24 protein-coding genes and 1 tRNA gene are annotated in these 21,222 nt (G+C 64.1%); 9 read left to right on the top strand and 16 right to left on the bottom strand.

Annotation, left to right across the window (positions count from 1 at the left end; genetic code table 11):
- Window positions 1-5 precede the first annotated feature (5 nt).
- Window positions 6-434: a PaaI family thioesterase gene (locus CAL19_RS16950; protein WP_038852128.1), complete on the top strand. Its 429-nt coding sequence runs from the start codon at window positions 6-8 to the stop codon at window positions 432-434.
- Window position 435: 1 nt separating this feature from the next.
- On the opposite strand, the gene CAL19_RS16945 is transcribed toward CAL19_RS16950, so the two are convergent.
- Window positions 436-1,410 (bottom strand): Bug family tripartite tricarboxylate transporter substrate binding protein, encoded by a 975-nt coding sequence (locus CAL19_RS16945; protein ID WP_094797480.1) that lies wholly within the window; start codon window positions 1,408-1,410, stop codon window positions 436-438.
- Between the two features lie 133 nt (window positions 1,411-1,543).
- Entirely contained in the window at window positions 1,544-2,488 is a 945-nt protein-coding gene (locus CAL19_RS16940) for a LysR family transcriptional regulator (protein ID WP_026638923.1), read from the bottom strand.
- A gap of 184 nt (window positions 2,489-2,672) precedes the next feature.
- On the opposite strand from CAL19_RS16940, the gene CAL19_RS16935 reads away from it, so the two are divergent.
- The gene (locus CAL19_RS16935; RefSeq protein ID WP_026638922.1) at window positions 2,673-4,307 is read left to right on the top strand and encodes a thiamine pyrophosphate-dependent enzyme; all 1,635 of its coding nucleotides are present in this window, start codon (window positions 2,673-2,675) and stop codon (window positions 4,305-4,307) included.
- A 1-nt stretch (window position 4,308) separates the two neighbouring features.
- Here the strand turns inward: CAL19_RS16935 and CAL19_RS16930 are convergent, their stop codons facing one another.
- Window positions 4,309-4,653, bottom strand: a complete 345-nt coding sequence (locus CAL19_RS16930) for a hypothetical protein (protein ID WP_094797479.1) — start codon at window positions 4,651-4,653, stop codon at window positions 4,309-4,311.
- Between the two features lie 392 nt (window positions 4,654-5,045).
- Here CAL19_RS16930 and CAL19_RS16925 point away from each other — a divergent pair, with 392 nt between their 5' ends.
- A complete protein-coding gene (locus tag CAL19_RS16925) occupies window positions 5,046-5,933 on the top strand; it encodes a type IV toxin-antitoxin system AbiEi family antitoxin domain-containing protein (RefSeq protein WP_094797478.1) in 888 nt (295 codons plus the stop codon).
- On the opposite strand, the gene CAL19_RS16920 is transcribed toward CAL19_RS16925, so the two are convergent.
- Window positions 5,910-6,794: a nucleotidyl transferase AbiEii/AbiGii toxin family protein gene (locus CAL19_RS16920; RefSeq protein ID WP_094797477.1), complete on the bottom strand. Its 885-nt coding sequence runs from the start codon at window positions 6,792-6,794 to the stop codon at window positions 5,910-5,912. The two genes, CAL19_RS16925 and CAL19_RS16920, sit on opposite strands and share 24 nt — an antisense overlap.
- A 242-nt stretch (window positions 6,795-7,036) precedes the next feature.
- Window positions 7,037-7,112, bottom strand: a tRNA-Phe gene (locus CAL19_RS16915).
- A gap of 165 nt (window positions 7,113-7,277) precedes the next feature.
- Here CAL19_RS16915 and hemA point away from each other — a divergent pair.
- The 5 genes from hemA (at window position 7,278) to CAL19_RS16890 (ending at window position 11,489) form a co-directional block, all read left to right on the top strand.
- Complete coding sequence (gene hemA, locus CAL19_RS16910) at window positions 7,278-8,552, top strand: glutamyl-tRNA reductase (RefSeq protein ID WP_026638906.1); 1,275 nt, start codon at window positions 7,278-7,280, stop codon at window positions 8,550-8,552.
- 93 nt (window positions 8,553-8,645) lie between these two features.
- Entirely contained in the window at window positions 8,646-9,728 is a 1,083-nt protein-coding gene (prfA, locus tag CAL19_RS16905; RefSeq protein WP_094797476.1) for a peptide chain release factor 1, read from the top strand.
- On the top strand, window positions 9,718-10,548 hold the full coding sequence (prmC, locus tag CAL19_RS16900; RefSeq protein ID WP_094797475.1) for a peptide chain release factor N(5)-glutamine methyltransferase: 831 nt from the start codon (window positions 9,718-9,720) through the stop codon (window positions 10,546-10,548). Before prfA ends, prmC begins: the two co-directional genes overlap by 11 nt.
- A 45-nt stretch (window positions 10,549-10,593) precedes the next feature.
- On the top strand, window positions 10,594-10,923 hold the full coding sequence (gene grxD / locus CAL19_RS16895; protein ID WP_026638903.1) for a Grx4 family monothiol glutaredoxin: 330 nt from the start codon (window positions 10,594-10,596) through the stop codon (window positions 10,921-10,923).
- Window positions 10,920-11,489: a UbiX family flavin prenyltransferase gene (locus CAL19_RS16890; RefSeq protein ID WP_026638902.1), complete on the top strand. Its 570-nt coding sequence runs from the start codon at window positions 10,920-10,922 to the stop codon at window positions 11,487-11,489. The genes grxD and CAL19_RS16890 overlap by 4 nt, the downstream gene beginning before the upstream one ends.
- A gap of 201 nt (window positions 11,490-11,690) precedes the next feature.
- Here CAL19_RS16890 and CAL19_RS16885 read toward each other — a convergent pair whose 3' ends face one another.
- The 11 genes from CAL19_RS16885 to CAL19_RS16835 all read right to left on the bottom strand — a co-directional run bounded on the left by CAL19_RS16885 (window position 11,691) and on the right by CAL19_RS16835 (window position 20,283).
- Complete coding sequence (locus tag CAL19_RS16885; protein ID WP_094797474.1) at window positions 11,691-12,233, bottom strand: DUF934 domain-containing protein; 543 nt, start codon at window positions 12,231-12,233, stop codon at window positions 11,691-11,693.
- A complete protein-coding gene (locus tag CAL19_RS16880) occupies window positions 12,226-13,974 on the bottom strand; it encodes a nitrite/sulfite reductase (RefSeq protein WP_094797473.1) in 1,749 nt (582 codons plus the stop codon). Before CAL19_RS16880 ends, CAL19_RS16885 begins: the two co-directional genes overlap by 8 nt.
- A gap of 193 nt (window positions 13,975-14,167) precedes the next feature.
- The gene (locus CAL19_RS16875; protein ID WP_026638899.1) at window positions 14,168-14,779 is read right to left on the bottom strand and encodes a glutathione S-transferase; all 612 of its coding nucleotides are present in this window, start codon (window positions 14,777-14,779) and stop codon (window positions 14,168-14,170) included.
- Between the two features lie 75 nt (window positions 14,780-14,854).
- Entirely contained in the window at window positions 14,855-15,499 is a 645-nt protein-coding gene (locus tag CAL19_RS16870) for a carbonic anhydrase (RefSeq protein WP_026638898.1), read from the bottom strand.
- 85 nt (window positions 15,500-15,584) lie between these two features.
- A complete protein-coding gene (locus tag CAL19_RS16865; RefSeq protein WP_249276341.1) occupies window positions 15,585-15,917 on the bottom strand; it encodes an FxLYD domain-containing protein in 333 nt (110 codons plus the stop codon).
- 577 nt (window positions 15,918-16,494) lie between these two features.
- Window positions 16,495-17,535: a cyclase family protein gene (locus CAL19_RS16860; RefSeq protein WP_094797471.1), complete on the bottom strand. Its 1,041-nt coding sequence runs from the start codon at window positions 17,533-17,535 to the stop codon at window positions 16,495-16,497.
- Between the two features lie 3 nt (window positions 17,536-17,538).
- A complete protein-coding gene (gene pcaD, locus CAL19_RS16855) occupies window positions 17,539-18,318 on the bottom strand; it encodes a 3-oxoadipate enol-lactonase (protein ID WP_094797470.1) in 780 nt (259 codons plus the stop codon).
- A 29-nt stretch (window positions 18,319-18,347) separates the two neighbouring features.
- Window positions 18,348-18,644, bottom strand: a complete 297-nt coding sequence (locus tag CAL19_RS16850) for a YciI family protein (RefSeq protein ID WP_026639769.1) — start codon at window positions 18,642-18,644, stop codon at window positions 18,348-18,350.
- Between the two features lie 14 nt (window positions 18,645-18,658).
- Window positions 18,659-18,934 carry a muconolactone Delta-isomerase gene (gene catC, locus CAL19_RS16845; protein ID WP_026639770.1) on the bottom strand — a complete coding sequence of 92 codons (276 nt, stop codon included), beginning with the start codon at window positions 18,932-18,934 and terminating at the stop codon, window positions 18,659-18,661.
- Window positions 18,935-18,955: 21 nt separating this feature from the next.
- On the bottom strand, window positions 18,956-19,600 hold the full coding sequence (locus CAL19_RS16840) for a 3-oxoacid CoA-transferase subunit B (RefSeq protein WP_026639771.1): 645 nt from the start codon (window positions 19,598-19,600) through the stop codon (window positions 18,956-18,958).
- Window positions 19,597-20,283, bottom strand: coding sequence for a 3-oxoacid CoA-transferase subunit A (locus CAL19_RS16835; RefSeq protein ID WP_094797469.1), 687 nt, complete (start codon window positions 20,281-20,283; stop codon window positions 19,597-19,599). Before CAL19_RS16835 ends, CAL19_RS16840 begins: the two co-directional genes overlap by 4 nt.
- 145 nt (window positions 20,284-20,428) lie before the next feature.
- On the opposite strand from CAL19_RS16835, the gene CAL19_RS16830 reads away from it, so the two are divergent.
- Entirely contained in the window at window positions 20,429-21,217 is a 789-nt protein-coding gene (locus CAL19_RS16830) for an IclR family transcriptional regulator (RefSeq protein ID WP_026639773.1), read from the top strand.
- Window positions 21,218-21,222: the final 5 nt, after the last annotated feature.

Here is a 21,222-nt window from a genome sequence, read left to right as displayed (position 1 = left end):
GAAAAATGGCCGGGGCAGACACAGAAGCATGGTTGCAATCCGAGGGCTGGGCCCCGCGTACCGGCAAGGGGTTTTCGCAGCTCGTCGGCCCGTTATGGACGCGGCGCGAAGCCGACGGCTGGGCATACGGGCTGCTTGCCAGCGACGCGCACGCCAACCCCGCCGGGCTCGTGCATGGCGGCCTGATCGCGACATTGCTCGACCATGCACTCAGCACCATTGCCTGGGACGCCATGGCACGCCAGCCCTGCGTGACGGTGCAGCTCGACACCCACTATCTTGCCGCTGCCCGCCCCGGGCAATTTCTGGCCGTGCGCGGACGCGTCATGCGCAAGACGTCCAGCCTGGTGTTCATGCAGGGGGAACTGCAGGCCGATGGCGAAATCATCGCCAGCGCGCAGGCGATGCTCAAGCGGACAGGCTCCCCCGGATGATTCAGTTGGCCGCAATACCTGCGGTCTGCACCACCTTGGTCCACTTGGCCAGGTCATCTTTCACGATCTGCCCCAATTCCTGCGGCGAGCGGTAGCTGGCATTAGAGCCTTGCTCGCGCATGGCCGAGATAAAGGTGTCTGATGTGATGACCTTCTCCATCGCGCCAGAGAGTTTCTGCACGACCTCGTCGGGCATGCCCGCTGGCCCGAACACCGAGAACCACGCTTCAAGCTGGAAATCGGGCAGGCCGGCCTCGGCCGTGGTGGGAATATCGGGCAATTGAGGATGACGCTGCGCACTGGTGATCGCCAAGGCGCGCAGCGTGCCTGCCTGCAGGTGCCCCATTGCCGTGGGGGGCGTGGTGATGAACACTTCGATGCGCGATGCAATCAAGTCCTGCATGGCAGGCGCCGCGCCGCCGTAGGGCACGTGCACCATATCCGTGCCGGTGGTGATCTGGAAAAGCTCGCCGCCCAGGTGCTGGATCGAGCCCACGCCCGACGATGCGAAGTTGAGCTTGCCCGGGTTCTTCTTGGCCAGGTCGATAAGGTCCTGAAGCGACTTGGCGGGCGAATTGGCCGGAACCAAAATCAAGTGGGGCCCGCGTATCACTTCCGCAATCGGCGTGAAGTCCTTGACCGGATCCCACGTCAGTTGCTTGGTCAGCACCGGGTTGCCGGTATGGAATCCCTCATACGACAGCACCAGCGTATAGCCATCCGGCGCCGCGCGTGCAACCTGGGCATTGGCGATGCCCCCGCTCGCGCCCGGCCGATTCTCGACTACAACCGTCTGTCCGAGCTCGTCGGTCAATTGCTTGGCAAGGGCCCGGCCTGCAATGTCCGTGGTGCCGCCCGCCGCAACCGGAATGAGCAGGGTAATCGGCCGGTTCGGGTAATCGCTGGCGGCGGTCGCCGTCGATATCGCCACCAGCCCTGCCGATACCGCCAAAATCCGCATCATCTTCTGCAGCATGCTTGTCTCCCGTTGATCTTTTCGGCATCGCGGCCTGCCGCTGGCCGACGCTTGGGAGATTATGCATAGCCATGGCCTGGCGGCCTATGTTCCAGCACGTTTAGCAGCTATGCCTGCCCGGCCTAGCTTGCGGCTACGGCAAGCCCCGCAAGTGCAGGGCGACAGGCGCCGCCTTGATGGCTTGTTGCAGCGCCGGCCGCAGCCGGTCGATCACCAGCCGGCCCGCCCTGGTCAATGGCCGATTGAGCGAGGTGGCAATCGACAGGCGCGTGCTCAGGTCCGGCGTGCAAAGGGGAATCGCCTCGAGCTGGCCCGCGACCACCTCGCGCATTACGGCCGGCATCGCCAGCACCGTATGCGCAATGCCCGCCACGGTTACCTCTTTCATCAGGCTGAGCGTGTCCAGCTCGTACGCCACATCCAGCCGGATGCCCTGTTTCGCCGCGGCCGCATCCAGCACCCGGCGCAATCCGTGCGTCTGGCTGGGCAGGGCCAACGGCAGGCCCGCCAGCGAGCGCACCGGGAAGCTGCGGGGCCGGGCGCGCCCGGTCTTCGGGCTGCGGCCTGCGGACGAAACCAGGAACAGCCGGGCGTCCAGCAAAGGGTCGACCGCGATATGCTGGGACCGCCGCGCCTCGTGCAGGATGGCGATGTCCAGCCGCCCATCGGATAGCCATTCATGCACGTAGCCGCTATAGCCGGTCAGGAAATTGAGCTTGACGCCGGGCGCTGCGTCGCGCACCGCCTGGATCAGCGGCAGCCCCAACAGCACCATCATCGTGGGGGTCAGGCCCAGCGTGATAGAGCCCGTGACCGGTTGCTGCGCCGACCCCAGCCCCTCGCTCGCCTGCGCCAGCTGCTGCAGCAGCGGCCTGACGCGTTCCGCATACAGCCGGCCTTCGGGCGTCAGCGTCACCCCGCGGCCGTGGCGGTAGAACAGCCGCACCCCGCATTCGCTTTCCAGCCGCTGCACCTGGCGGCCCAGCGCCGGCTGCGCAATCCCGATGACACTCGATGCCCGCGAGAAACTGCCGTGGTCGGCCACCAGCAGAAAGTACTCCAACCGCGTCAAATCCATGGAAGCCCACCGGTTCAATGAACTGCCAATAATATGCCGGAATAGTTTATGCCCGTGAATTGCCAGGCCAGAAAGGTATAGCTGCTATGCCCCGCCGCGCATTGTCATGGCGGGTTCGTATTCCGGACAATGTTTGCCGGATCCGCGCCCCCGCGCGGCACTCGAACCCGCTCCACGGCCGTATATGAACGCAACTTCCTCGCACGCCCTGTTGAACGTCTTTCGCGCCAACCAGATCGACCGCGTCTTCCTGGTGCCCGGCGAAAGCTATCTGGGCGTGCTCGACGCGCTGATCGACTTTCCCGACATCGACACCGTCGTGTGTCGGCACGAAAGCGGCGCCGGGTTCATGGCGGTGGCCGATGGCCGCATCACGGGCCGCCCCGGCGTCGCGATGGTCAGCCGAGGCCCCGGCGCAAGCAATGCGGCCATCGCCGTGCACACTGCGCAGCAAGACGCCGTGCCCATGATCCTGCTTGTCGGCCAGATCCCCAAACAGGACCTGCGGCGGGGCGCCTTCCAGGAAATCGACTATCAGAAGATGTTCGGCTCCATCGCCAAGTGGGTGTTCGAGGCCACCGATCCCGGCCAGCTGGCCGAGGCCGCATTCAAGGCGATACGCGTGGCAACATCCGGCACGCCGGGGCCCGTGGTGCTCGTGCTGCCCGAGAACGTGCAGCAGCAAGTAGTAGAGCAGCATCGCTGGACCTGCACGGAACCGCGCGCCGGCCAGCCCGATGCCGGCACCCTGGCCGAACTGCGCGCGACATTGAAGCGCGCACAAAGGCCGTTGATCATCGCCGGCGGCTGGTTCGAAAGGCCAGGCGGGCGCGAGGCGCTCGAACAGTTCGCGCGCGGCTGGAACATTCCCGTGGCCATCTCCTTTCGCCGCCACGATGTTTTTCCGCCCACCCATCCCCTGTATGCGGGCGAACTCGGCCTGGCGCCCTCTGCAGCACAGATGCAGGCCTTTCGCGAAAGCGACCTGATCCTGGCGCTGGGCACCCGCATGGGCGACATTCCCACGCAGGGCTACACGTTTCCCGACCTGCCCCGCCCGCAACAGGCCTTTGTCCACTGCTATCCTGACAACGGCGTCATCGGCCAGACCTTCCAGGCCGACTTCGGCCTGGTGTGCGATCCCATCCTGCTGGTCAATGCGCTGCCGCCCGACAGCGACGCCGGCGCGCACCGCGATGCGCAATGGCTGTCCCGGCTGGCCGATAACATCAGGCAGCACGTGGCCTGGCCCGACCGCAGGCCCGAGCGGGGCGTGCCGTTCGAGAACGTGGTGCGCAGCGTGTCCGACCGCGCGCCCGACCACACGGTCATCTGCCTGGACGCGGGCACGTTCGCCGCGCCGGTGTATCGACATTTCCGCTTCCGCCCGCCGCAACGGCTGCTGTCTCCGCTGGCAGGCGCCATGGGCTACGGCACACCGGCCGCCATCGCCAACGCGCTGCGGCGCCCCGACACCAGGACCATCTGCATGGTGGGCGACGGCGGCTTCATGATGACCGGCAACGAAATGATCCTGGCCGCGCACCGCCGGCTGCCTGTGCTGTTCATCCTTTCCAACAACGACGCCTACGCCTCGATCCGCATCAACCAGGAGCGCGAATACCCGGGCCGCGTCAGCGGAACATCGTTGTTCAACCCCGATTTCGTCCAGATCGCCCAGGCCTTCGGCATGCCGGCCTTTCGCATCGAGGACGCGGCACAGGTCGATTCCACGGTGGAACGGGCGATGGCCATGGATGGACCGGTGTTTATCGAAGTGCGTACCGACCTTGGGGTGAGCTTGCCATCAAGTCAATGAGCTACACCGCCTGCCAGATTGACGTGCCGATCACCGTCAGAATGGCGAGCACCAACAGCCCGGCCATCAACTTCCAGATCACCTCTGCAAGCATCGAGAACAGCACGGCGCAAAAGCCCGCGCCTGCCAGCACGCCTGCAAAGCGCGTCCATTTCGGCCAGTCGGCCGCGCCGGCGTACTGCAACCCCAGATAGGCCAGCCACCCGCCCACCGCCAAGCCGACCAGGCCGAAAAAGCCCGCTCGCGCCCGTTGGTTCTCTTGGCGCTTTGCAGCCTTTAAAGAGGCTTCACTGTCGTGGTACTCATAAGTGCCGTCCGAGCGACGGCGGCCGTAGCGTGTACCCATTGATCGGTAGTCCCTTTGCCTGCCGCCGTGGCGGCGGCCCTCGTGATGACATGACTTGTGGGTAGGGATTGTAGCGAGGGGTTACTGCATTGAATTCGACCAGGCCGTACGAGAAAAGCTACAGGGAGTTCGAGTTCTGCACGGAGTATGGCGTGCGTAGTCCAATGAAGTATATATACTTCATTGGACATGCATATTCTTGCTCTGAAGATGGCACCAGAAGCCCAAGCGGCAGAAACAGGTATTTTCCGACAGGCAGCGCTGAAGTATATATACTTCAGCGCCGCCTGGTTCTGCCTAACAATCAGCCGGTTCGGGCCGGAACTTCGTCATCCGGGAGCGAAAAATCACATATACTGTGAAGTATATATACTTCACAGCACGACACGAAGATGGTTGGTTTTTCACGCATTCAGATCGCCAAGCCTGACATCTTTGAGTATCTGGCTGGGCAGTCGTCGCCCGTTTTCAAGCTGACGGATCTACAGCGGATTCTGGCCGAACAGCGGCGGGGGTGGCGCCTGGCTCAACGCACCACCACGCAAGAGTTCATCACCTTCCTGGAAAAGCAAGGCAAGCTCAAGACCCTGCGCTTTCCTTTTCCTCACCGGGCGGAAACACGCTTCGTGTGGGGCTCCGTGCCGTTGCTGGAGGTCTTGCTCACTCTCAAGCCAAGCTGTTACTACAGCCATTACACCGCTGTCCGTATGCACGGCTTGACCGAGCAAATTCCCAAAACGATCTACCTGAACCATGAGCAGCATCTCAAGAGCCAGTCCACGGGCGGATTGGCTCAGGAGCGCATCGACGCCGCATTCAAGCGCAAGGCGCGCGAGTCGAACAACGCTATTGATTTTGAAGGCGCCAGGATCTATCTCATCAATGGCAAGAACACGGACGAACTCGGCGTGATCACGGAGTCCGTAACCTATGACAGCGAAACGCCGGTCACCGTCCGCCTGACCAACCTGGAGCGCACGCTTATCGACATCACGGTTCGCCCGGCCTATGCCGGCGGAGTCTTTGAGGTACTCAAGGCTTTCCGGTTGGCTAAAGATCAACTGTCGGTCAATGCTTTGGCCGCCATGCTAAAGAAGATAGACCACACATATCCTTACCATCAGGCCATTGGGTTCTATCTTGAGCGGGCGGGCTATCGGCAAAACTTGCTGGACCTGATCAAGCGGTTTCCGATGAACTACGATTTCTACTTGGCACACGATATGGGCGACATGGACTATGTGAAAGCGTGGCGTCTATACGTCCCAAAGGGAATGTAGCTGCGCAACGAGATCAAGGGTGAACTCGAAGTAAGTGTCAAAATCCTTGAGTACAAAATTTGGGCTCATAGTTGCCTGCACGGCTGCGAAGTCTGCGCGGTGAAACTCACGATAGTGCCGGACACGTCCGAGTAGGGAAAGCGGAACACGCTTGCGAGCGAACATCTCTGCAATGACCGTCCGGTATTCGTCCGAGGTGACGTTCAAGTTCAACATCGTGACTAAGTAGTAGATATCTACGAAGTCTCGCGCGCGTGCGCTACCGGGACGCCCCCTGCGGATTACGGGGCCATACTCAGGCATCTGCTGACAGATCGCCCGCAACTTTTCGCAGACGATCATTTCGGGGGAATACACATAGATGATGTATCCCTCGAATTCCATGCTTTGCTTATGATCGACATACTCGTGGCGACTGATATCGATCAAGAACTTCTTGCCCTGCCCGAGATTGAGCGCGTACTTCCGCATTACGTCTATGTCAGGGCCGTGCTGCTTGTATAAAGGCTCGCTGATTAATTTGAATTCAACGCTGTAGCCACCCCAAAAGGCGGCCATGCCTTCGCTCAAATGCTCGGGTTTTTCAAGCATTTTGAGGTCGAAGACTCGATAGCCGTCCATGCTGAATGTTCGCGTCAAAACGCTGTCGACACGTCGACGCAGTTCGTCGGCGCCGCCAGGGAAATCGCCCGGCATCGAAAAGTCGATGTCAACCGATGCCCGCGCGGCGATCTGATGGATCAGGTCGATCGCATTGCCACCCTTGAGTACCAGATTTTCGAATAGCGTGTCGTCGGATAGGATGGCCTTGACGACAGATCGTTTGATTTGGTCTATGGACAGGGTAAGCGGCTCGCGCATAAGTCACTGCAGGCGGCGGTTCCTCATAACTGATGGCCACCAGCATGCACTAGACTCATGTTGGCGAGAACCAATCCATAAAAAGCAATGCTGGGGTACGTGATCGATTCTATTCCGCAGCTTGCCCAACGCGGTTGATTAACCGCGTCTGATGAATGCCCACCCCACGTTTATCGGGTAGGGCCGCAGACCCCAGCGCACAAATAAAAAATGCCCAGCCATCCGGCTGGGCATTGAATTCTTGGTGGCCTGGGGCGGAATCGAACCACCGACACGCGGATTTTCAATCCGCTGCTCTACCAACTGAGCTACCAGGCCAACGAAGTCCGCCACTATACACAATTTTTTCGATTCGTGCAGGCGGGCTATCGATTCGATCAAAAGTTTTGCTACCCCCGGGAATACCCTTAGAGGTATAATTTTGACCAACTCAGTGTTACAAATGCGCCGTGCTCCGTCCGTACGGCGCTTGCCTCACGCCCAATGTCCGTCGCTGTCCTCGCCTTCGGTCTGAATCACACCTCCGCCCCCGTGTCGGTGCGCGAGCGTGTGTCCATGCCCGTCGATCTGATGCGGCCGGCGCTGGAAGGGCTGCGCTCCGCGTTTGGCGGCGCAGTGCGCGAAGCAGCCATTCTGTCCACCTGTAATCGCACCGAGATCTACTGTGCCGCCGAGGCGCAGGTGGCCGAACACCTGCCGGTATGGCTGGCCGACCACAATCGTATCGAGGCCGGCACGCTCAGCCCCCATCTGTATCGCCACGTGCACGACGACGCAGTGCGCCATGCGTTCCGCGTGGCCAGCGGGCTCGATTCCATGGTGTTGGGCGAACCGCAGATACTGGGGCAGATGAAAGACGCGGTGCGCGCCGCGGGCGAAGCCGGTTCGCTGGGCACGCTGTTGCACCAACTGTTCCAGCGCACGTTTTCCGTGGCCAAGGAAGTCCGCTCGCAAACGGCCATCGGCGCGCATTCGGTGTCGATGGCGGCTGCCGCGGTGCGGCTGGCCGAGCGCGTGTTCGGCAACCTTGACCAGGCGCACACGCTGTTCATCGGCGCGGGCGAAATGATCGAACTCTGTGCCACGCACTTCGCGGCCCAGCGTCCGCGCAGCATGGTGGTGGCCAACCGCACGGCCGAGCGCGCCGAAACGCTGGCGGGCCGGTTCTCGGCCAGCACCATGAAGCTGGCCGATCTGCCCGAGCGCCTGGCCGAATTCGACGTGGTGGTGTCCTGTACGGCCAGTTCGCTGCCCATTCTGGGCCTGGGCCTGGTCGAGCGCGCCACGCGCCTGCGCCGGCACCGCCCCATGGTCATGATCGACCTGGCCGTGCCGCGCGATATCGAACCCGAAGTCGGCCGCCTGGACGACGTCTACCTGTACTCGGTCGACGATCTGGGCCGCCTGGTGCAAAGCGGCACTGATGCGCGGCGGGCCGCCGTGGTGCAGGCCGAAGCCATCATCGAAACGCGCGTCCAGGGCTTTATGCACTGGATGCAATCGCGTGAAGTGGTGCCCGTCATCCGCGACCTGCACCAGGCCGCCGAAGACGTGCGCGCCGCCGAACTCGAACGCGCCCGCCGCCTGCTGGCGCGGGGCGAATCCCCCGAGGCCGTGCTCGAACAGCTGGCGCACGGGCTCACCCAGAAGTATCTGCACGGCCCGCTGGCGGCGTTGAACCGCAGCGAAGGCGACGAGCGCAAGCAATTGCTCGCCTGGATGCCGCGCCTGTTCCCGGGCCGCGATTCGCGCCGTTAGCGCTGCTGCCGCAATGCCCGCCACCCTGGCGGGCGTTCGCTTTTCGGGCGCCCGCTGTTCGCTAATCCGCTATACGCCTTCCTGGTTCTTCCTATGAAATCTTCCATGCGCAGCCGGCTGGAGCAGCTGTCCCACCGTTTGATCGAGCTTGATGCATTATTGGCAGAGCCCGAAATTGCGGCCGACATGGAACGCTTTCGCAAGCTGTCGCGCGAGCGCGCCGAGCTCGAGCCGGTGGTGCAGGCTTTTGCGCAGTTCACGCGTACCGAAGACGACCTGAACACGGCGCAGGAAATGCTGGCCGACCCCGACATGAAGGCGATGGCCGAAGACGAGATCAAGACCGGGCGCCAACGCATCGAGGCGCTGGAAGCCGAGCTGCAGGTGCTGCTGTTGCCGCGCGCCCCCAACGATGGCCGCAGCCTGTTCCTGGAAATCCGCGCGGGCACTGGCGGCGACGAAAGCGCGTTGTTCTCGGGCGATCTGCTGCGCATGTATAGCCGCTATGCCGAGCAACGCGGCTGGCGCGTCGAACTCATGTCCGAAAGCCCGTCCGAACTGGGCGGCTACAAAGAAGTCATCGCCCGCATCGACGGGGACGGCGCCTACGGCAGGCTCAAGTTCGAGTCCGGAGCGCACCGCGTGCAACGCGTGCCCGCCACCGAGGCGCAGGGGCGTATACATACCTCGACCTGCACCGTGGCGGTGCTGCCCGAAGCCGATGCCATGAACGACATTGTCATCAACCCTGCCGACCTGCGCATCGACACCTTCCGCGCCAGCGGCGCGGGCGGGCAGCACATCAACAAGACCGATTCGGCCGTGCGCATTACTCACTTGCCCACGGGCCTGGTGGTGGAATGCCAGGATGACCGGTCGCAGCATCGCAACAAAGACAAGGCCATGCAGGTGCTGGCCGCGCGCCTGAAAGACCGCGAGGTGCGCGAGCGCCAAAGCAAAGAGGCGGCCGAACGCAAGAGTCTGGTGGGCACGGGAGACCGGTCCGAACGTATCCGCACCTACAACTATCCGCAGGGGCGCGTGACGGACCATCGCATCAACCTGACGCTGTACAAGCTGCCGCAAATCATGGAAGGCGATCTTGAAGAACTTACTGGCGCCCTTATCGCCGAACACCAGGCCGAACAGTTGGCGGCGCTGGGGGATGACATCTGACGTGGACCGCCCGATTCTGCACGCGTTTCTGCACGATCCGCGCCTGCCGCGGCTGGAAGCGCGCATGCTGCTCGAACACGTGCTGCAGAAGCCGCGCGCCTGGATGCTGGCGCACGACACCGACCCCATCGAATCGTGGCAGGCGCAGCAATACCAGGTGCTGGCTTCGCGCCGCCTGGCGGGCGAGCCCATGGCCTACTTGGTGGGCCGACGCGAGTTCATGGGCCGCGATTTCGCGGTAACTCCGGATGTCCTGATTCCACGGCCCGATACCGAGCTGCTGGTGGAAACCGCGCTGCAATGGCTGCAAGACCATCACGAGGCCGCCGTGCTGGACCTGGGCACGGGCAGCGGCGTGATTGCCGTGTCGATCGCGCTGGATGCGCCGCACGCGTCGGTAACGGCCACCGACGCCAGCGCGTCCGCGTTGCAGGTGGCCGTGCGCAACGCCGCGCGCCTGGGGGCGCGGGTGGACTTCGCGCAGGGCAGCTGGTACGACGCGCTGCCGGCGCGCGCCCGCTACGACTTGATCGTATCCAACCCCCCCTATATCGCGCATGACGACGACCACCTGCGGCGTGGCGACCTGCGTTACGAGCCGCCATGCGCCCTGACCGACGGTGCCGACGGCCTGCGTGACCTGTGCGCCATCATTGCCGGCGCGCCCGCACGCCTGCGGCCGGGCGGCGCACTGTGGGTAGAACACGGCTGGGACCAGGCCGAAGCGGTACGGCGGTTGCTGGCGCAGGCGGGGTTCCGTCAAATAACCAGCCGCCGGGACCTGGCCGGCATCGAACGGATTTCCGGCGGGTCCCTATAATGGGTCTATTCCGCCACCACTGCTTTACCTGTTTGTGAGACCACCATGAGCGACGTGCAAGAATTCATCCGCGAAACCGTCACGCAGCACCCCGTAGTGCTGTTCATGAAAGGCACCGCCCAGTTTCCCCAATGTGGTTTTTCGGGGCGCGCCATCCAGATCCTGAAGTCGTGTGGCGTGAAGAAGCTGGTCACCGTCAACGTGCTCGAAGACGAAGAAGTTCGCCAGGGCATCAAAGAATTTTCCAACTGGCCCACCATTCCCCAGCTTTACGTCAGCGGCGAATTCATCGGCGGGTCTGACATCATGACCGAGATGAACGAAAACGGCGAACTCAAGACGCTGCTGGACAACTCCGGCGCAACCGCTGCATGAGTTCGCCCCGGCGACTGGTAGTAGGTATTACGGGCGCCACGGGCGCCCTATATGCAGTACGCCTGCTGCAGGCGCTGCGCGGGGTCGACGACGTCGAATCGCACCTGGTGGTGTCGGCCTCGGGCGTGCTCAACATCAAGCACGAGCTCGACCTCGGCCGCCACGATGTCACTGCGCTGGCCGACCACGTGTACAGCGTGCGCGATGTGGGCGCCACCCTTGCCAGCGGGGCTTTTCAGACGGCCGGCATGGTGATCGTGCCGTGCTCGATGCGCACGCTGGCGGCCGTGGCGCACGGGTTGTCCGATAACCTCATCACGCGGGCGGCCGACGTCACCCTGAAAGAACGCCGCCGCCTGGTGCTGATGGTGCGCGAAACGCCGTTCAACCTGGCGCACCTGCGCAACATGACCGCCGTCACCGAGATGGGCGGCATTGTTTTTCCGCCGCTGCCTGCGTTTTATCACCGCCCTGCGTCCATCGAGCAGATGGTCGACCACACCGTTGCGCGCGTGCTGGAACTGTTCGATATCAACGTGCCTGGCCCGCACTGGGAAGGCACGTGACGGTCAATCGGCGGCGGGTGGGGGCGGTGGTGGCCAGGTGACTGATCGGGACGGTATCGCGCAGTGGCGGCCAGGTAACTAATCGGACGGTGTCAGGCGCCCTTCGGGAGCCTGACACCCAAAATCGCCCCAGGCCCCAGGTGTCTGACTCCCGAAGGGTGTCAGACACCACCCCACTGCCAATTCACACATTCCAAACGTTCAGGCTGCCAGCAATTCCGGCGGTTTGGGGTATGTCTGCTGGTAGTGCACCGTGAAAGTCTTGAAGGCGGCCAGCGCCTTGTGCGGGTCGTGCCCTTCTTTGACCAGGAAGCTGTCGAAGCCCACGCGCGCCTGGTAATGAATGGTGTCGATCATGACATCGCCCAGCGCTCGCAGTTCTCCTTGCCAGCCATGCCGCGTACGCAGCAACTGGGCCAGTGAATAACCGCGTCCGTCGGTATAGATGGGAAAGTCGATGGCAATAAATGCCAGGCCGGACGGATCGACGCGGCCTTGGTCGTCGACCAGTTCGTCGAGCTTGGCGGCCGGCCCCAGCAGCACCGCCACGGGATGCTGCCGCTGGCGCAGGGTATCGCGGGCGGCGGCCCACACCGGCAGGGGCACGATCCAGCCGGGTTCGTCGGCAGGCAGTTGCGCGCCTGGCTCGGCGTCGGGCTCGGACGCGAAGACGCGCGCGTCGTTGGCTTGCAGGCGGCCGTGGCGGATCAGGCGTGGTTCGGCAGGATGAATCGTGTCAGACATGGGCAACCTCGCGTTGCGGTGCCGGGGCGGATTTGGCCACACCCGGATCGGCATACACATCTTCTTTGAAAGGCGCGATGCCCACGCGGTCGACGACGTCGATAAAGCGTTCGGCGTCGCTGTCGCGCAGGCGCAGGTAAGTGCGCACCAGGCGTTCGACCACGTCGGGCACCTGGTCGCGCGCAAATGACGGCCCGATAATGCGGCCGATAGCCGCGCCGCCGCCGCGCACCGACTGCAGGTCCGACAGCGGCTTGGCCGCGCCGTTCTGGCGGCCGCCAATGGTAACTTGGTACCACTCCTCGCCGTTCTTGTCGACGCCCAGGATGCCGATGTGGCCTACGTGATGGTGCCCACAGGCGTTGATGCAGCCCGAGATGTTCAGGTCGAGCTCGCCGACTTCGAAAAGGTAGTCCAGGTTGTCGAAACGGCTCTGGATGGCCTGGGCCACCGGAATGGATACGGCATTGGCCAGCGCGCAAAAGTCGCCGCCGGGGCACGAGATGATGTTGGTCAGCAGCCCGATGTTGGCCGTGGCCATGTTCAGGGCGCGCAATTCCTGCCACAGCTCGAACAGCTGCGGCCGGCGCACGTCGGCCAGCACCAGGTTCTGTTCGTGCGATACGCGCACTTCGCCGTAGCCGTAGCGCTCCGACAGATCCGCCACGGCTTCCATTTGTTCTGCGGTGATGTCGCCGGGCGGCACGCCGGTGGGTTTGAGCGACAGGGTCACGGCGGCGTAGCCGGGCACCTTGTGCGGGTGCACGTTTCTACGCAGCCATTGCGCAAAGGCCGGATTCGCGGCGGCATGCGTGCTGGTGGGGTCGGGCTCATTGGCGACGGCGGGGTCGTAATCAGGCCACGTGAAACGGCTGGCAATGGTGTCTACGTATTCTTGCGTCAGCGTGTCCGGGCCGCCCTTGATCAGCTGCCATTGCTCGTCGACTTGCCGGGCATACACCTCGGGCGTCAGGTCCTTCACCAGGATCTTGATGCGCGCCTTGAATTTGTTGTCGCGGCGGCCATGCAGGTTGTAAACCCGCAGCGCGGCCTGCAGGTAGGTCAGCAGATGCTGCCATTCGACGAACGGGTTGATCAGGTGGCCCACCATGGGGGTGCGGCCCAGGCCGCCGCCCACCCACACGCGGAACCCCAGCACGCCGTCGCGCTGCACGGCCTGCAGGCCGATGTCATGAATGCCCACGGCGGCGCGATCTTCTTCCGCACCGCTGACTGCGATCTTGAACTTGCGCGGCAGGAACGCAAATTCGGGATGCAGGGTGGACCATTGCCGGATGATTTCGCACCACACCAGCGGGTTCACCAGTTCATCGGGCGCCACGCCTGCGAAATGATCGCTGGTGGTGTTGCGGATACAGTTGCCGCTGGTCTGGATGGAATGCATCTGCACCTTGGCCAGTTCGGCCAGGATGGTGGGCACATCTTCCAGCTTGGGCCAGTTGAACTGCATGTTCTGCCGCGTGCTGAAGTGGCCATAGCCGCGATCCCAGGTGCGGGCAATGTGGGCCAGCGTGCGCAACTGGCGCGCCGCCAGCAACCCATAGGGAATGGCAATGCGCAGCATGGGCGCATGGCGCTGGATATAAAGGCCGTTCTGAAGCCGCAGTGTGCGGAAGTCGTCTTCGCTCAGTTCGCCGGCAAGAAAGCGTTGCGTCTGGTCGGTGAACTGCGCGACGCGCTGTTCCACGAGCCGTTGATCGACGGGGTCATACACATACATGGCGGTTGCCCTTCGGGAGGCGCCGTGAGGCGCAAGGGAACAACCTGCGGGCTGCTTCGATAAGAAGCGCGGCGGCGTGGCAAGACGCCGCCGGCCGGTGCCGCAGGGTTCAATTCTTACAACCGTAGCAGGCGATAGATCGCACTGTCTAAGTCATTTTCGTTATAAGAAAAGAAGCCCGCGGCCCACGGATCTACGGCGCGGAAGGAGCCGTTTCGATGAGCGACGGGCGCTCGCTGACCGCGGCATGCCAACGCGCCAGCGATGGGTGCCGGGCGCGCCAATCGTACGAAGCGTAGCGGAAGTCCAGATAGCCTAGCGCACAGGCCAGTGCAATGGTGCCGATGTCCCAGCGGCCGGCGAGCGAGCCGGCCTGCTCTTCGAACCGGGCCAGGGCATCGGCGACCTTGCTCATCTGGGCGTCTACCCAGCCCTGCCAGATGGCGGATTCGGGGCGCACAGTCGTCTCGTAGCGTGCCTGGATGGCAGCGGTTACCAGCCCGTCGGCCAGGGATTGGTCGGTCAGGGCTTGCCAGCGAGCCGGCCCGTCTGGCGGAACCAGCGCCCCGCCGCCCAGCTGATTCAGATATTCGCAAATGACGCGGCTGTCGTGCAGCGTCTGGCCGTCGTCGGTGACCAACGTGGGCACCTGGCCCAGCGGGTTGGCGGCAACGATAGACTGGTCCCGGTTGACCGGGTGCGCGGCGCAGCGTTGCGGCTCGATGCGTTCGATCAGCCCCGTTTCGTGTGCGACCACCATGCATTTGCGCACGAAGGGCGAGGTGGGCGAATAAAACAGCTTCATGGACTCCTCCTGTGGGTAATGCTGGCGCGGCGGCTGCATAGGGCTGCCGCGCTGTTCTGATTATTGTGGTGGGATTCAGGCCGGCTGCGACGTGCAGGCGGTGAACTCGCCGGTAACCGGGTCGCGCAGGAACAGCAACCCCGTCGCCACGCCGAAGTAGGTGCCGTGCAGCTCGAGTTTTCCTTGCTCGACCCGGTCACGGATGGACGGGAAGGTCATGAGGTTCTTCAGGCTGTGCTCGACGACTGCCCATTCTAGCCGTCGGACGTCGGTGGCCCTGTCGCCGGTGCGCGGGATGGCGCTGGCCACAGGGGTGATCTGCGACATCCATTTGCCGATGAAGTCGGTGCGGGTCAGGGGTTCGGCGCAGTCGAACACCGCGCGCACGCCCCCGCAGGATGCGTGGCCCAGCACGACGATGTGCTTGACTTCGAGCGCGCTGACGGCGAATTCGATGGCGGCGCTGGTGCCGTGATATGACGAGGCCTTGGCATCGCCCTCATAGGGGGGTACCAGATTGGCGACGTTGCGTATGACGAACATCTCGCCGGGGCCGGCGTCGAAGATCACTTCGGGCGATACCCGGGAGTCGCAGCAGCCGATCAACAGGATTTCGGGGTGTTGGCCGGATTCGCCCAGCTCTTCGTAGCGCTTGCGTTCGTTGTGGAAGCGGCCATCCAGGAAGGCCTGGTAACCGTCGGAAAGTCGTTTTGGAAACATGGGGGTGTCCTATTGTTCTTGCCCCCGTATTTTCCCACAGCACCCTTACAGCATTCGGACGGCGGGCTGCGGCACGGCTGCGGCGCTACTGTGCCTGGATGTCCAGGGCGGTAAAGCGGCTGAAGGTGTGTGGCGTGGTGGCCACCAGCTGCCAGGTTTCTCCGGGCGCGAGGGGCATGTCCCGCGTGGCGCCGGTGCGGCCGATCTCGCGGCCCTGGTCGTCGAACAGCACGAAAGTGACCGACAGGCGGTTCAACGGCTTGTCGCCGTGGTTGACCACGGTGCCGGATATGGACGATGTGCCGTCCGCCTGCCGCGTCGCGGCCAGGTTATCGATAGAAACGCCATAGGGCAGGCTCTGGGCCCCGGCCAGGGCCGAGGCGGCTGCCAGCAACACACAGGCGAACAGCTGTTTCATGACGGTCTCCTGCAGGGTGGGTCGAACCTATAGGCTCCACCATAATTCGCCGCCGGCGGCCGGGCGAAACGGATGGTGTCGGATGGTTGGCAGATGCTTCGCTGGGTGGCATCAGGCGCTTGCGGCTCGGTGTCTGACACCCTTTGGGTGTCAGACACCCCCCGGCGCCAGCGCGGGTGGCGTCAGGAGCTTGCGGCTCGGTGTCTGACACCCTTGGGTGTCAGACACCCCCCGGCGCCAGCGCGGGTCGTGTCAGGAGCTTGCGGCTCGGTGTCTGACACCCTTTGGGTGTCAGACACCCCCCGGCGCCGGAGCGGGTGGTGTCGGGGGCTTGCGGTTCGGTGTCTGACACCCTTTGGGTGTCAGACACCCCCCGGCGCCGGCGCGGGTGGCGTCAGGAGCTTGCGGTTCGGTGTCTGACACCCTTGGGTGTCAGACACCCCCCGGGCGCATGCGCGGGAGGTGTCGGGGGCTTGCAGCTCGGTGTCTGACACCCTTGGGTGTCAGACACCCCCCGGACACCCCCCGGGCGGGTCCGGCGGCTGTGGTGATGCCGCCCGGGGCCGGGGCCTCCAGCCTATACCGTGGCGATGGGCGTGACCGGGGAGCCGATGGCGTGGGGCATGCGCAGCGGCGGGGCGGTCAGCATGAAATGGTGGCGGCCGTTGGCGTGCAGCCAGTCGGCCAGGTCTTTGAGATACCAGAGTTCGGCCAGGGGCAGGCCCAGCTTGAAGAGGCAATGGTGATGCAGCGGCAGCATGGCGCGCGGGCCCTGGCGTTCGCGCGCCGGGTAGGCTTCTACCGCATAGTTGTCGGCGCAGATGGCCACAATGCCGCTATCGGTAATCCATTGCAGCAAGGCGTTGTCGGTGCCGTCCAGTGCCGCGCCGTAGCGATGCAGGACGTCGGAATCCGGCTGGCCGGCCATCTCGACGATTTTTTCGGCAAAACCGGTGCGCAGCACCAGCATATCGCCTGGCTCGACCGTGATGCGCTCGGCCTGCAGCGCGTGCGTCAATTCGGCGTGCCCCACCAGGGTGCGCCCCGTGCCGAAGTGGCGCGCCAGGTCCAGCAAGACGCCGCGCCCCTGTATGCCATGCGAGGCCAGGTTTTCGACGCCCAGCTTCAGCGCGGCGGACGGGCCGCCGCTGTTGCATGCGCAGCCGGCATGGTCGGCATCGGCAGGGCCGATGATGTCGACGCCGGCGCGATAGCCGTTGTAGTAGCAAAGCTCGGCTCGGCCGTCGCCATCGGCGTCAAACAAGGCGCCCACGTGCGCCAGCGAATCCCACTGGGTGGAGTACTGCATGGACAGCAGCACCTGGTCGTCGCTGAGCACATCGACCGCATCCGGGTTCAGGTTGCGCATCGGAAAGTTCAGGTACGGCGTGTCTTGCAGCCTTGTAGGGCTGAGCTGCGGAGGATGGCGACGCGGGTTCAGCACATTGCCGCCGGGCAGGTCCAGGGGCAGCGACAGGCAGAAGGTCTTGCCCGCGCGGATTTCGCGCGCGCCCTTCAGTACCTGGGCTTCGGTCAGCAGGTTAAGCCGGCCGAGCTGGTCGTCGGGGCCGTAATCGCCCCAGTTCGAGCCCTCGGGACGTTGCTTCCAGCGTGCCATGCGCTACTCCATAAGAAAGTCCAGCAACGCGCGGGTAAAGGCCTGGGGTTGTTCCCAGTTGGACAGGTGCGAGGTGTCCAGCTCCAGGTAGCGTGCGCCTGCTATGCCCGCCGCGAGGTCGCGACCGTCTTGCGGCGTGGTGGCCGGGTCTTGCGTGCCCGCGATCACCAGGGTCGGGCTCTTGATCTCGCCAAGCCGCGCGCGCAGGTCGGCATCGCGCAAGGCCGCGCAATTGCCGTTGTAGCCGTCGTTGGGCGTGCGACGCAACATATCGACCAATACCTGCGTCATGCCCGGTTGCGCGGTGCGGAAAGCAGGGGTCAGCCAGCGTTCGACCAGGGCAGGCGCCATGGCTTCCAGGCCGTTCTGCGAAACGGCGGCGATGCGGGCAGACCAGTTTTCGGGGGTGCCGATGCGGGCGGCGGTGTTGCACAGCACCAGCTTCTGCACGCGCCGGGGATGATCCAGCGCCAGTTGCAGGCCGGTGGGGCCGCCCATCGACAGGCCGCAGAAATGCACCTGGCCGATATCCAGGTGGTCGAGCAGTTCGCACACGTCGCCGGCCAGCTGGCTGAAGCAGTATGCCCCTTCGGGCACCGACGACTTGCCGTGCCCGCGTGTGTCGTAGCGCAACACGCGAAAGTGCTGCGACAGAGCGGGAACCTGTTGCGCCCACATGTCGGCGCAGGTGCCCAGCGAATTGGACAGCACCAGTACCGGCGCATCGGTGGGGCCGTCGACAACGTAATACAGGCGGGCCTGGCTCAGATCAGCATAAGACATAGACGATTTCCTGTGCGGGGCGGCGTGCGCTACAGCATGCGCTGGCCGTTGACATAGGCCTTGCGCCAGCGCGTTATGGTGACACGCTCGAACAGGCCCGCCTTGCTGAAAGGGTCTGCCGCGATAAAGGCTTCGGCGGCGTCGCGGGTGTCGACATCTACCACGTACAGCCCGCCGCCCGCGTCCTGGCCGTCATCATGCAGCTTGGCGCCGCAGGCCAGCAGCAGGTGCTTGTTGGATTCCAGGAACTCGAGATGCGCGGGGCGTTCTTGTTGCCGGACGGCCTGATGGCCCGGCTTGTCGAAGGTCTCGATGATGTAGGGCATGGCGAGCGTGCGGGTCAGATGGCGGAAGGGTGGCGGGCCAGGGCAGTGACCTGGATGTCCATGTACGGGAACAGCGGCAGCGACGATAGCAACTGGTGCAGCTCATCGTTGCTTTCTACATCGAAGACACTGACGTTGGCGTAGCGGCCCGCCACGCGCCACAGATGGCGCCATTTGCCGTCGCGCTGCAGTTGCTGGGCCAGGGCCTTTTCATCGGCCTTGAGCTTGTCGGCCCGCTCGGCCGGCATGTCGGCCGGCAGGTTCACTTGCATCTGGACCAGGAACAGCATGGCAAAACCTCCGGTGGGGATTCAGCGGGCAAACTGTAGGGGAAGGCCGGTCAGGCGCAGCAGTTCGTCGGCAGTCATGTCGCCAAACATGTCGATGACGGTAACCCCATTGGCGCCGATATCAAACACCGCGACATCGGTATAAACGCGCGACACGCATTGCACGCCCGTAAGGGGGTAGGTGCATTCGGCCACCAGCTTGCTTGCGCCTTCGCGGGTCAGCAGCTCCATCATGACGTAGACATCTTTGGCGCCGATGGCCAGGTCCATTGCGCCGCCCACCGCGGGAATGGCGTCGGGCGCGCCGGTATGCCAGTTGGCCAGGTCGCCGCGCTGCGACACCTGGAAGGCGCCCAGCACGCAGATATCGAGATGGCCGCCGCGCATCATGGCGAACGAATCGGCATGGTGAAAGAACGAGCAGCCGGGCTGCTCGGTAACGGGCTGCTTGCCGGCGTTGATCAGGTCGTAGTCTTCCTGCCCCTTGGCCGGCGCAGGGCCCATGCCCAGCATGCCGTTTTCGGTATGCAGAATGATTTCACGCTCGGCGGGCAGGTGGTTGGCCACCAGCGTGGGCAGGCCGATGCCCAGGTTGACATAGGCGCCCTCGGGGATGTCTTGCGCGACGCGGGCGGCGATCTGGTCGCGGGTCAGTTTGCTGCTCATTGCTGCTCCTTGGCGGCCGGGGCGTCGATCTGCACGACGCGCTTGACGAAAATGCCCGGGGTAACGATGTTTTCGGGGTCGAGTTCGCCCAGTTCGACGATTTCGCGCACTTGCGCCACGGCCACCCGGGCGGCGCTGGCCATGATGGGGCCGAAGTTGCGCGCGGTCTTGCGGTACACCAGGTTGCCCCAGCGGTCGCCGCGATCGGCCTTGATCAGGGCGTAGTCGGCGTGCAGGGGGTATTCCAGCACATAGTGCCGGCCGTTGATTTCGCGCATTTCCTTGCCTTCGGCCAGCGGCGTGCCGTAGCTCGTGGGCGTGAAGAACGCGCCAATGCCGGCGCCAGCGGCGCGGATGCGCTCGGCCAGGTTGCCCTGGGGCACCAGCTCAAGCTCGATTTTGCCGCTGCGGTACAGGCCGTCGAATATCTGCGAATCGGTCTGGCGGGGGAACGAGCAGATGATCTTGCGCACTCGTCCCGCGCCCAACAGCGCGGCCAGGCCGGTGGTGCCATTGCCGGCGTTGTTGTTGATGATGGTGAGGTCTCTGGCGCCCTGCTCGAGCAAGGCGTCGATGAGCTCCATGGGCTGGCCCGCCGTGCCGAAACCGCCGATCAAAACGGTTGCGCCATCAGGAACGTCCGCCAGGGCGGCCGCCGCGTTTTCAACAATCTTGGAAATCATAAGGGTCCCGGAAGGTGAAGGCGTGTCATAATTTTGTTCTATATTCGAACATTCGTTCTATCTAAGAACATCGTTCCACGCTGGCCAGGCAGTGTCAAGGCTCACTCGCCCAAGCGTCTGCTGGCCGGACATTACGGATGGCCTCATGGCCCATGACACGCACGAACCCCCGCAGCCCAGCGATACCTACGTCCAGTCTTTCGCGCGCGGGCTGGCGGTAATCCGCGCCTTTGGCCCGCAGCGCCCGCAAATGACCCTGTCCGAAGTGGCGGCGGCGTGCGGGCTGACGCGGGCCGGCGCGCGCCGCATCCTGCTGACGCTGGCCAGCCTGGGCTATGTGTCTGTGGACGGCCGCCAGTTTGCCTTGACCCCGCGGATTCTCGAACTGGGATACTCGTACCTGTCGGCGACGCCGCTGTGGGATCTGGCGTTGCCCTATATGGAAGAAGTGGCCGAGGCCACGCGCGAGTCCTGCTCGGTGTCCGTGCTGGATGGCACGGACGTGGTGTACATATTGCGGCTGTCATCCCACCGGGTAATGAGCATCAACCTGTCGGTGGGCAGTCGGCTGCCCGCCTGGGTCACGTCCATGGGCCGCGTGCTGCTGGCGGGCTTGCCGCCCGCCGAACAGGACCGCGTGCTCGACGCCAGCGATATCCGCGCCCTGACGCCTCATACGGTGACTGACCGGGCGGTCATCAGGCGCATTCTTGGCCAGGTGCGCGCCGATGGCTACGCATGCGTTGTGCAGGAACTCGAGCCGGGCCTGCAGTCGGTGGCGGTGCCCATCCAGGACCGCGCGGGCCGGGTCATTGGCGCCATGAACGTCAGCAGCCATGCCAGCCGGTATTCACGCCAGGCCATGGTCCAGGCATTCCTGCCGGTTCTGCGGCGCGCCGCGGGGCACATCAACCAGGCGCTGCTCAGCCGCTGAGGCTC

The organism is Bordetella genomosp. 7 (assembly GCF_002261265.1).
GTDB lineage: Bacteria > Pseudomonadota > Gammaproteobacteria > Burkholderiales > Burkholderiaceae_B > Bordetella_A.
Note: the sequence above shows the minus strand (reverse complement) of the source record. Positions and strands in the feature narration are given on the sequence as shown.

What these genes read in the sequence shown, in the direction of transcription:
- CAL19_RS16950 (WP_038852128.1), top strand. Translation starts at nt 6, where the DNA reads ATGGCCGGGGCAGACACAGAAGCATGGTTGCAATCCGAGGGCTGGGCC.
- CAL19_RS16945 (WP_094797480.1), bottom strand. Translation starts at nt 1,410, where the DNA reads ATGCTGCAGAAGATGATGCGGATTTTGGCGGTATCGGCAGGGCTGGTG.
- CAL19_RS16940 (WP_026638923.1), bottom strand. Translation starts at nt 2,488, where the DNA reads ATGGATTTGACGCGGTTGGAGTACTTTCTGCTGGTGGCCGACCACGGC.
- CAL19_RS16935 (WP_026638922.1), top strand. Translation starts at nt 2,673, where the DNA reads ATGAACGCAACTTCCTCGCACGCCCTGTTGAACGTCTTTCGCGCCAAC.
- CAL19_RS16930 (WP_094797479.1), bottom strand. Translation starts at nt 4,653, where the DNA reads ATGGGTACACGCTACGGCCGCCGTCGCTCGGACGGCACTTATGAGTAC.
- CAL19_RS16925 (WP_094797478.1), top strand. Translation starts at nt 5,046, where the DNA reads ATGGTTGGTTTTTCACGCATTCAGATCGCCAAGCCTGACATCTTTGAG.
- CAL19_RS16920 (WP_094797477.1), bottom strand. Translation starts at nt 6,794, where the DNA reads ATGCGCGAGCCGCTTACCCTGTCCATAGACCAAATCAAACGATCTGTC.
- hemA (WP_026638906.1), top strand. Translation starts at nt 7,278, where the DNA reads ATGTCCGTCGCTGTCCTCGCCTTCGGTCTGAATCACACCTCCGCCCCC.
- prfA (WP_094797476.1), top strand. Translation starts at nt 8,646, where the DNA reads ATGAAATCTTCCATGCGCAGCCGGCTGGAGCAGCTGTCCCACCGTTTG.
- prmC (WP_094797475.1), top strand. Translation starts at nt 9,718, where the DNA reads ATGACATCTGACGTGGACCGCCCGATTCTGCACGCGTTTCTGCACGAT.
- grxD (WP_026638903.1), top strand. Translation starts at nt 10,594, where the DNA reads ATGAGCGACGTGCAAGAATTCATCCGCGAAACCGTCACGCAGCACCCC.
- CAL19_RS16890 (WP_026638902.1), top strand. Translation starts at nt 10,920, where the DNA reads ATGAGTTCGCCCCGGCGACTGGTAGTAGGTATTACGGGCGCCACGGGC.
- CAL19_RS16885 (WP_094797474.1), bottom strand. Translation starts at nt 12,233, where the DNA reads ATGTCTGACACGATTCATCCTGCCGAACCACGCCTGATCCGCCACGGC.
- CAL19_RS16880 (WP_094797473.1), bottom strand. Translation starts at nt 13,974, where the DNA reads ATGTATGTGTATGACCCCGTCGATCAACGGCTCGTGGAACAGCGCGTC.
- CAL19_RS16875 (WP_026638899.1), bottom strand. Translation starts at nt 14,779, where the DNA reads ATGAAGCTGTTTTATTCGCCCACCTCGCCCTTCGTGCGCAAATGCATG.
- CAL19_RS16870 (WP_026638898.1), bottom strand. Translation starts at nt 15,499, where the DNA reads ATGTTTCCAAAACGACTTTCCGACGGTTACCAGGCCTTCCTGGATGGC.
- CAL19_RS16865 (WP_249276341.1), bottom strand. Translation starts at nt 15,917, where the DNA reads ATGAAACAGCTGTTCGCCTGTGTGTTGCTGGCAGCCGCCTCGGCCCTG.
- CAL19_RS16860 (WP_094797471.1), bottom strand. Translation starts at nt 17,535, where the DNA reads ATGGCACGCTGGAAGCAACGTCCCGAGGGCTCGAACTGGGGCGATTAC.
- pcaD (WP_094797470.1), bottom strand. Translation starts at nt 18,318, where the DNA reads ATGTCTTATGCTGATCTGAGCCAGGCCCGCCTGTATTACGTTGTCGAC.
- CAL19_RS16850 (WP_026639769.1), bottom strand. Translation starts at nt 18,644, where the DNA reads ATGCCCTACATCATCGAGACCTTCGACAAGCCGGGCCATCAGGCCGTC.
- catC (WP_026639770.1), bottom strand. Translation starts at nt 18,934, where the DNA reads ATGCTGTTCCTGGTCCAGATGCAAGTGAACCTGCCGGCCGACATGCCG.
- CAL19_RS16840 (WP_026639771.1), bottom strand. Translation starts at nt 19,600, where the DNA reads ATGAGCAGCAAACTGACCCGCGACCAGATCGCCGCCCGCGTCGCGCAA.
- CAL19_RS16835 (WP_094797469.1), bottom strand. Translation starts at nt 20,283, where the DNA reads ATGATTTCCAAGATTGTTGAAAACGCGGCGGCCGCCCTGGCGGACGTT.
- CAL19_RS16830 (WP_026639773.1), top strand. Translation starts at nt 20,429, where the DNA reads ATGGCCCATGACACGCACGAACCCCCGCAGCCCAGCGATACCTACGTC.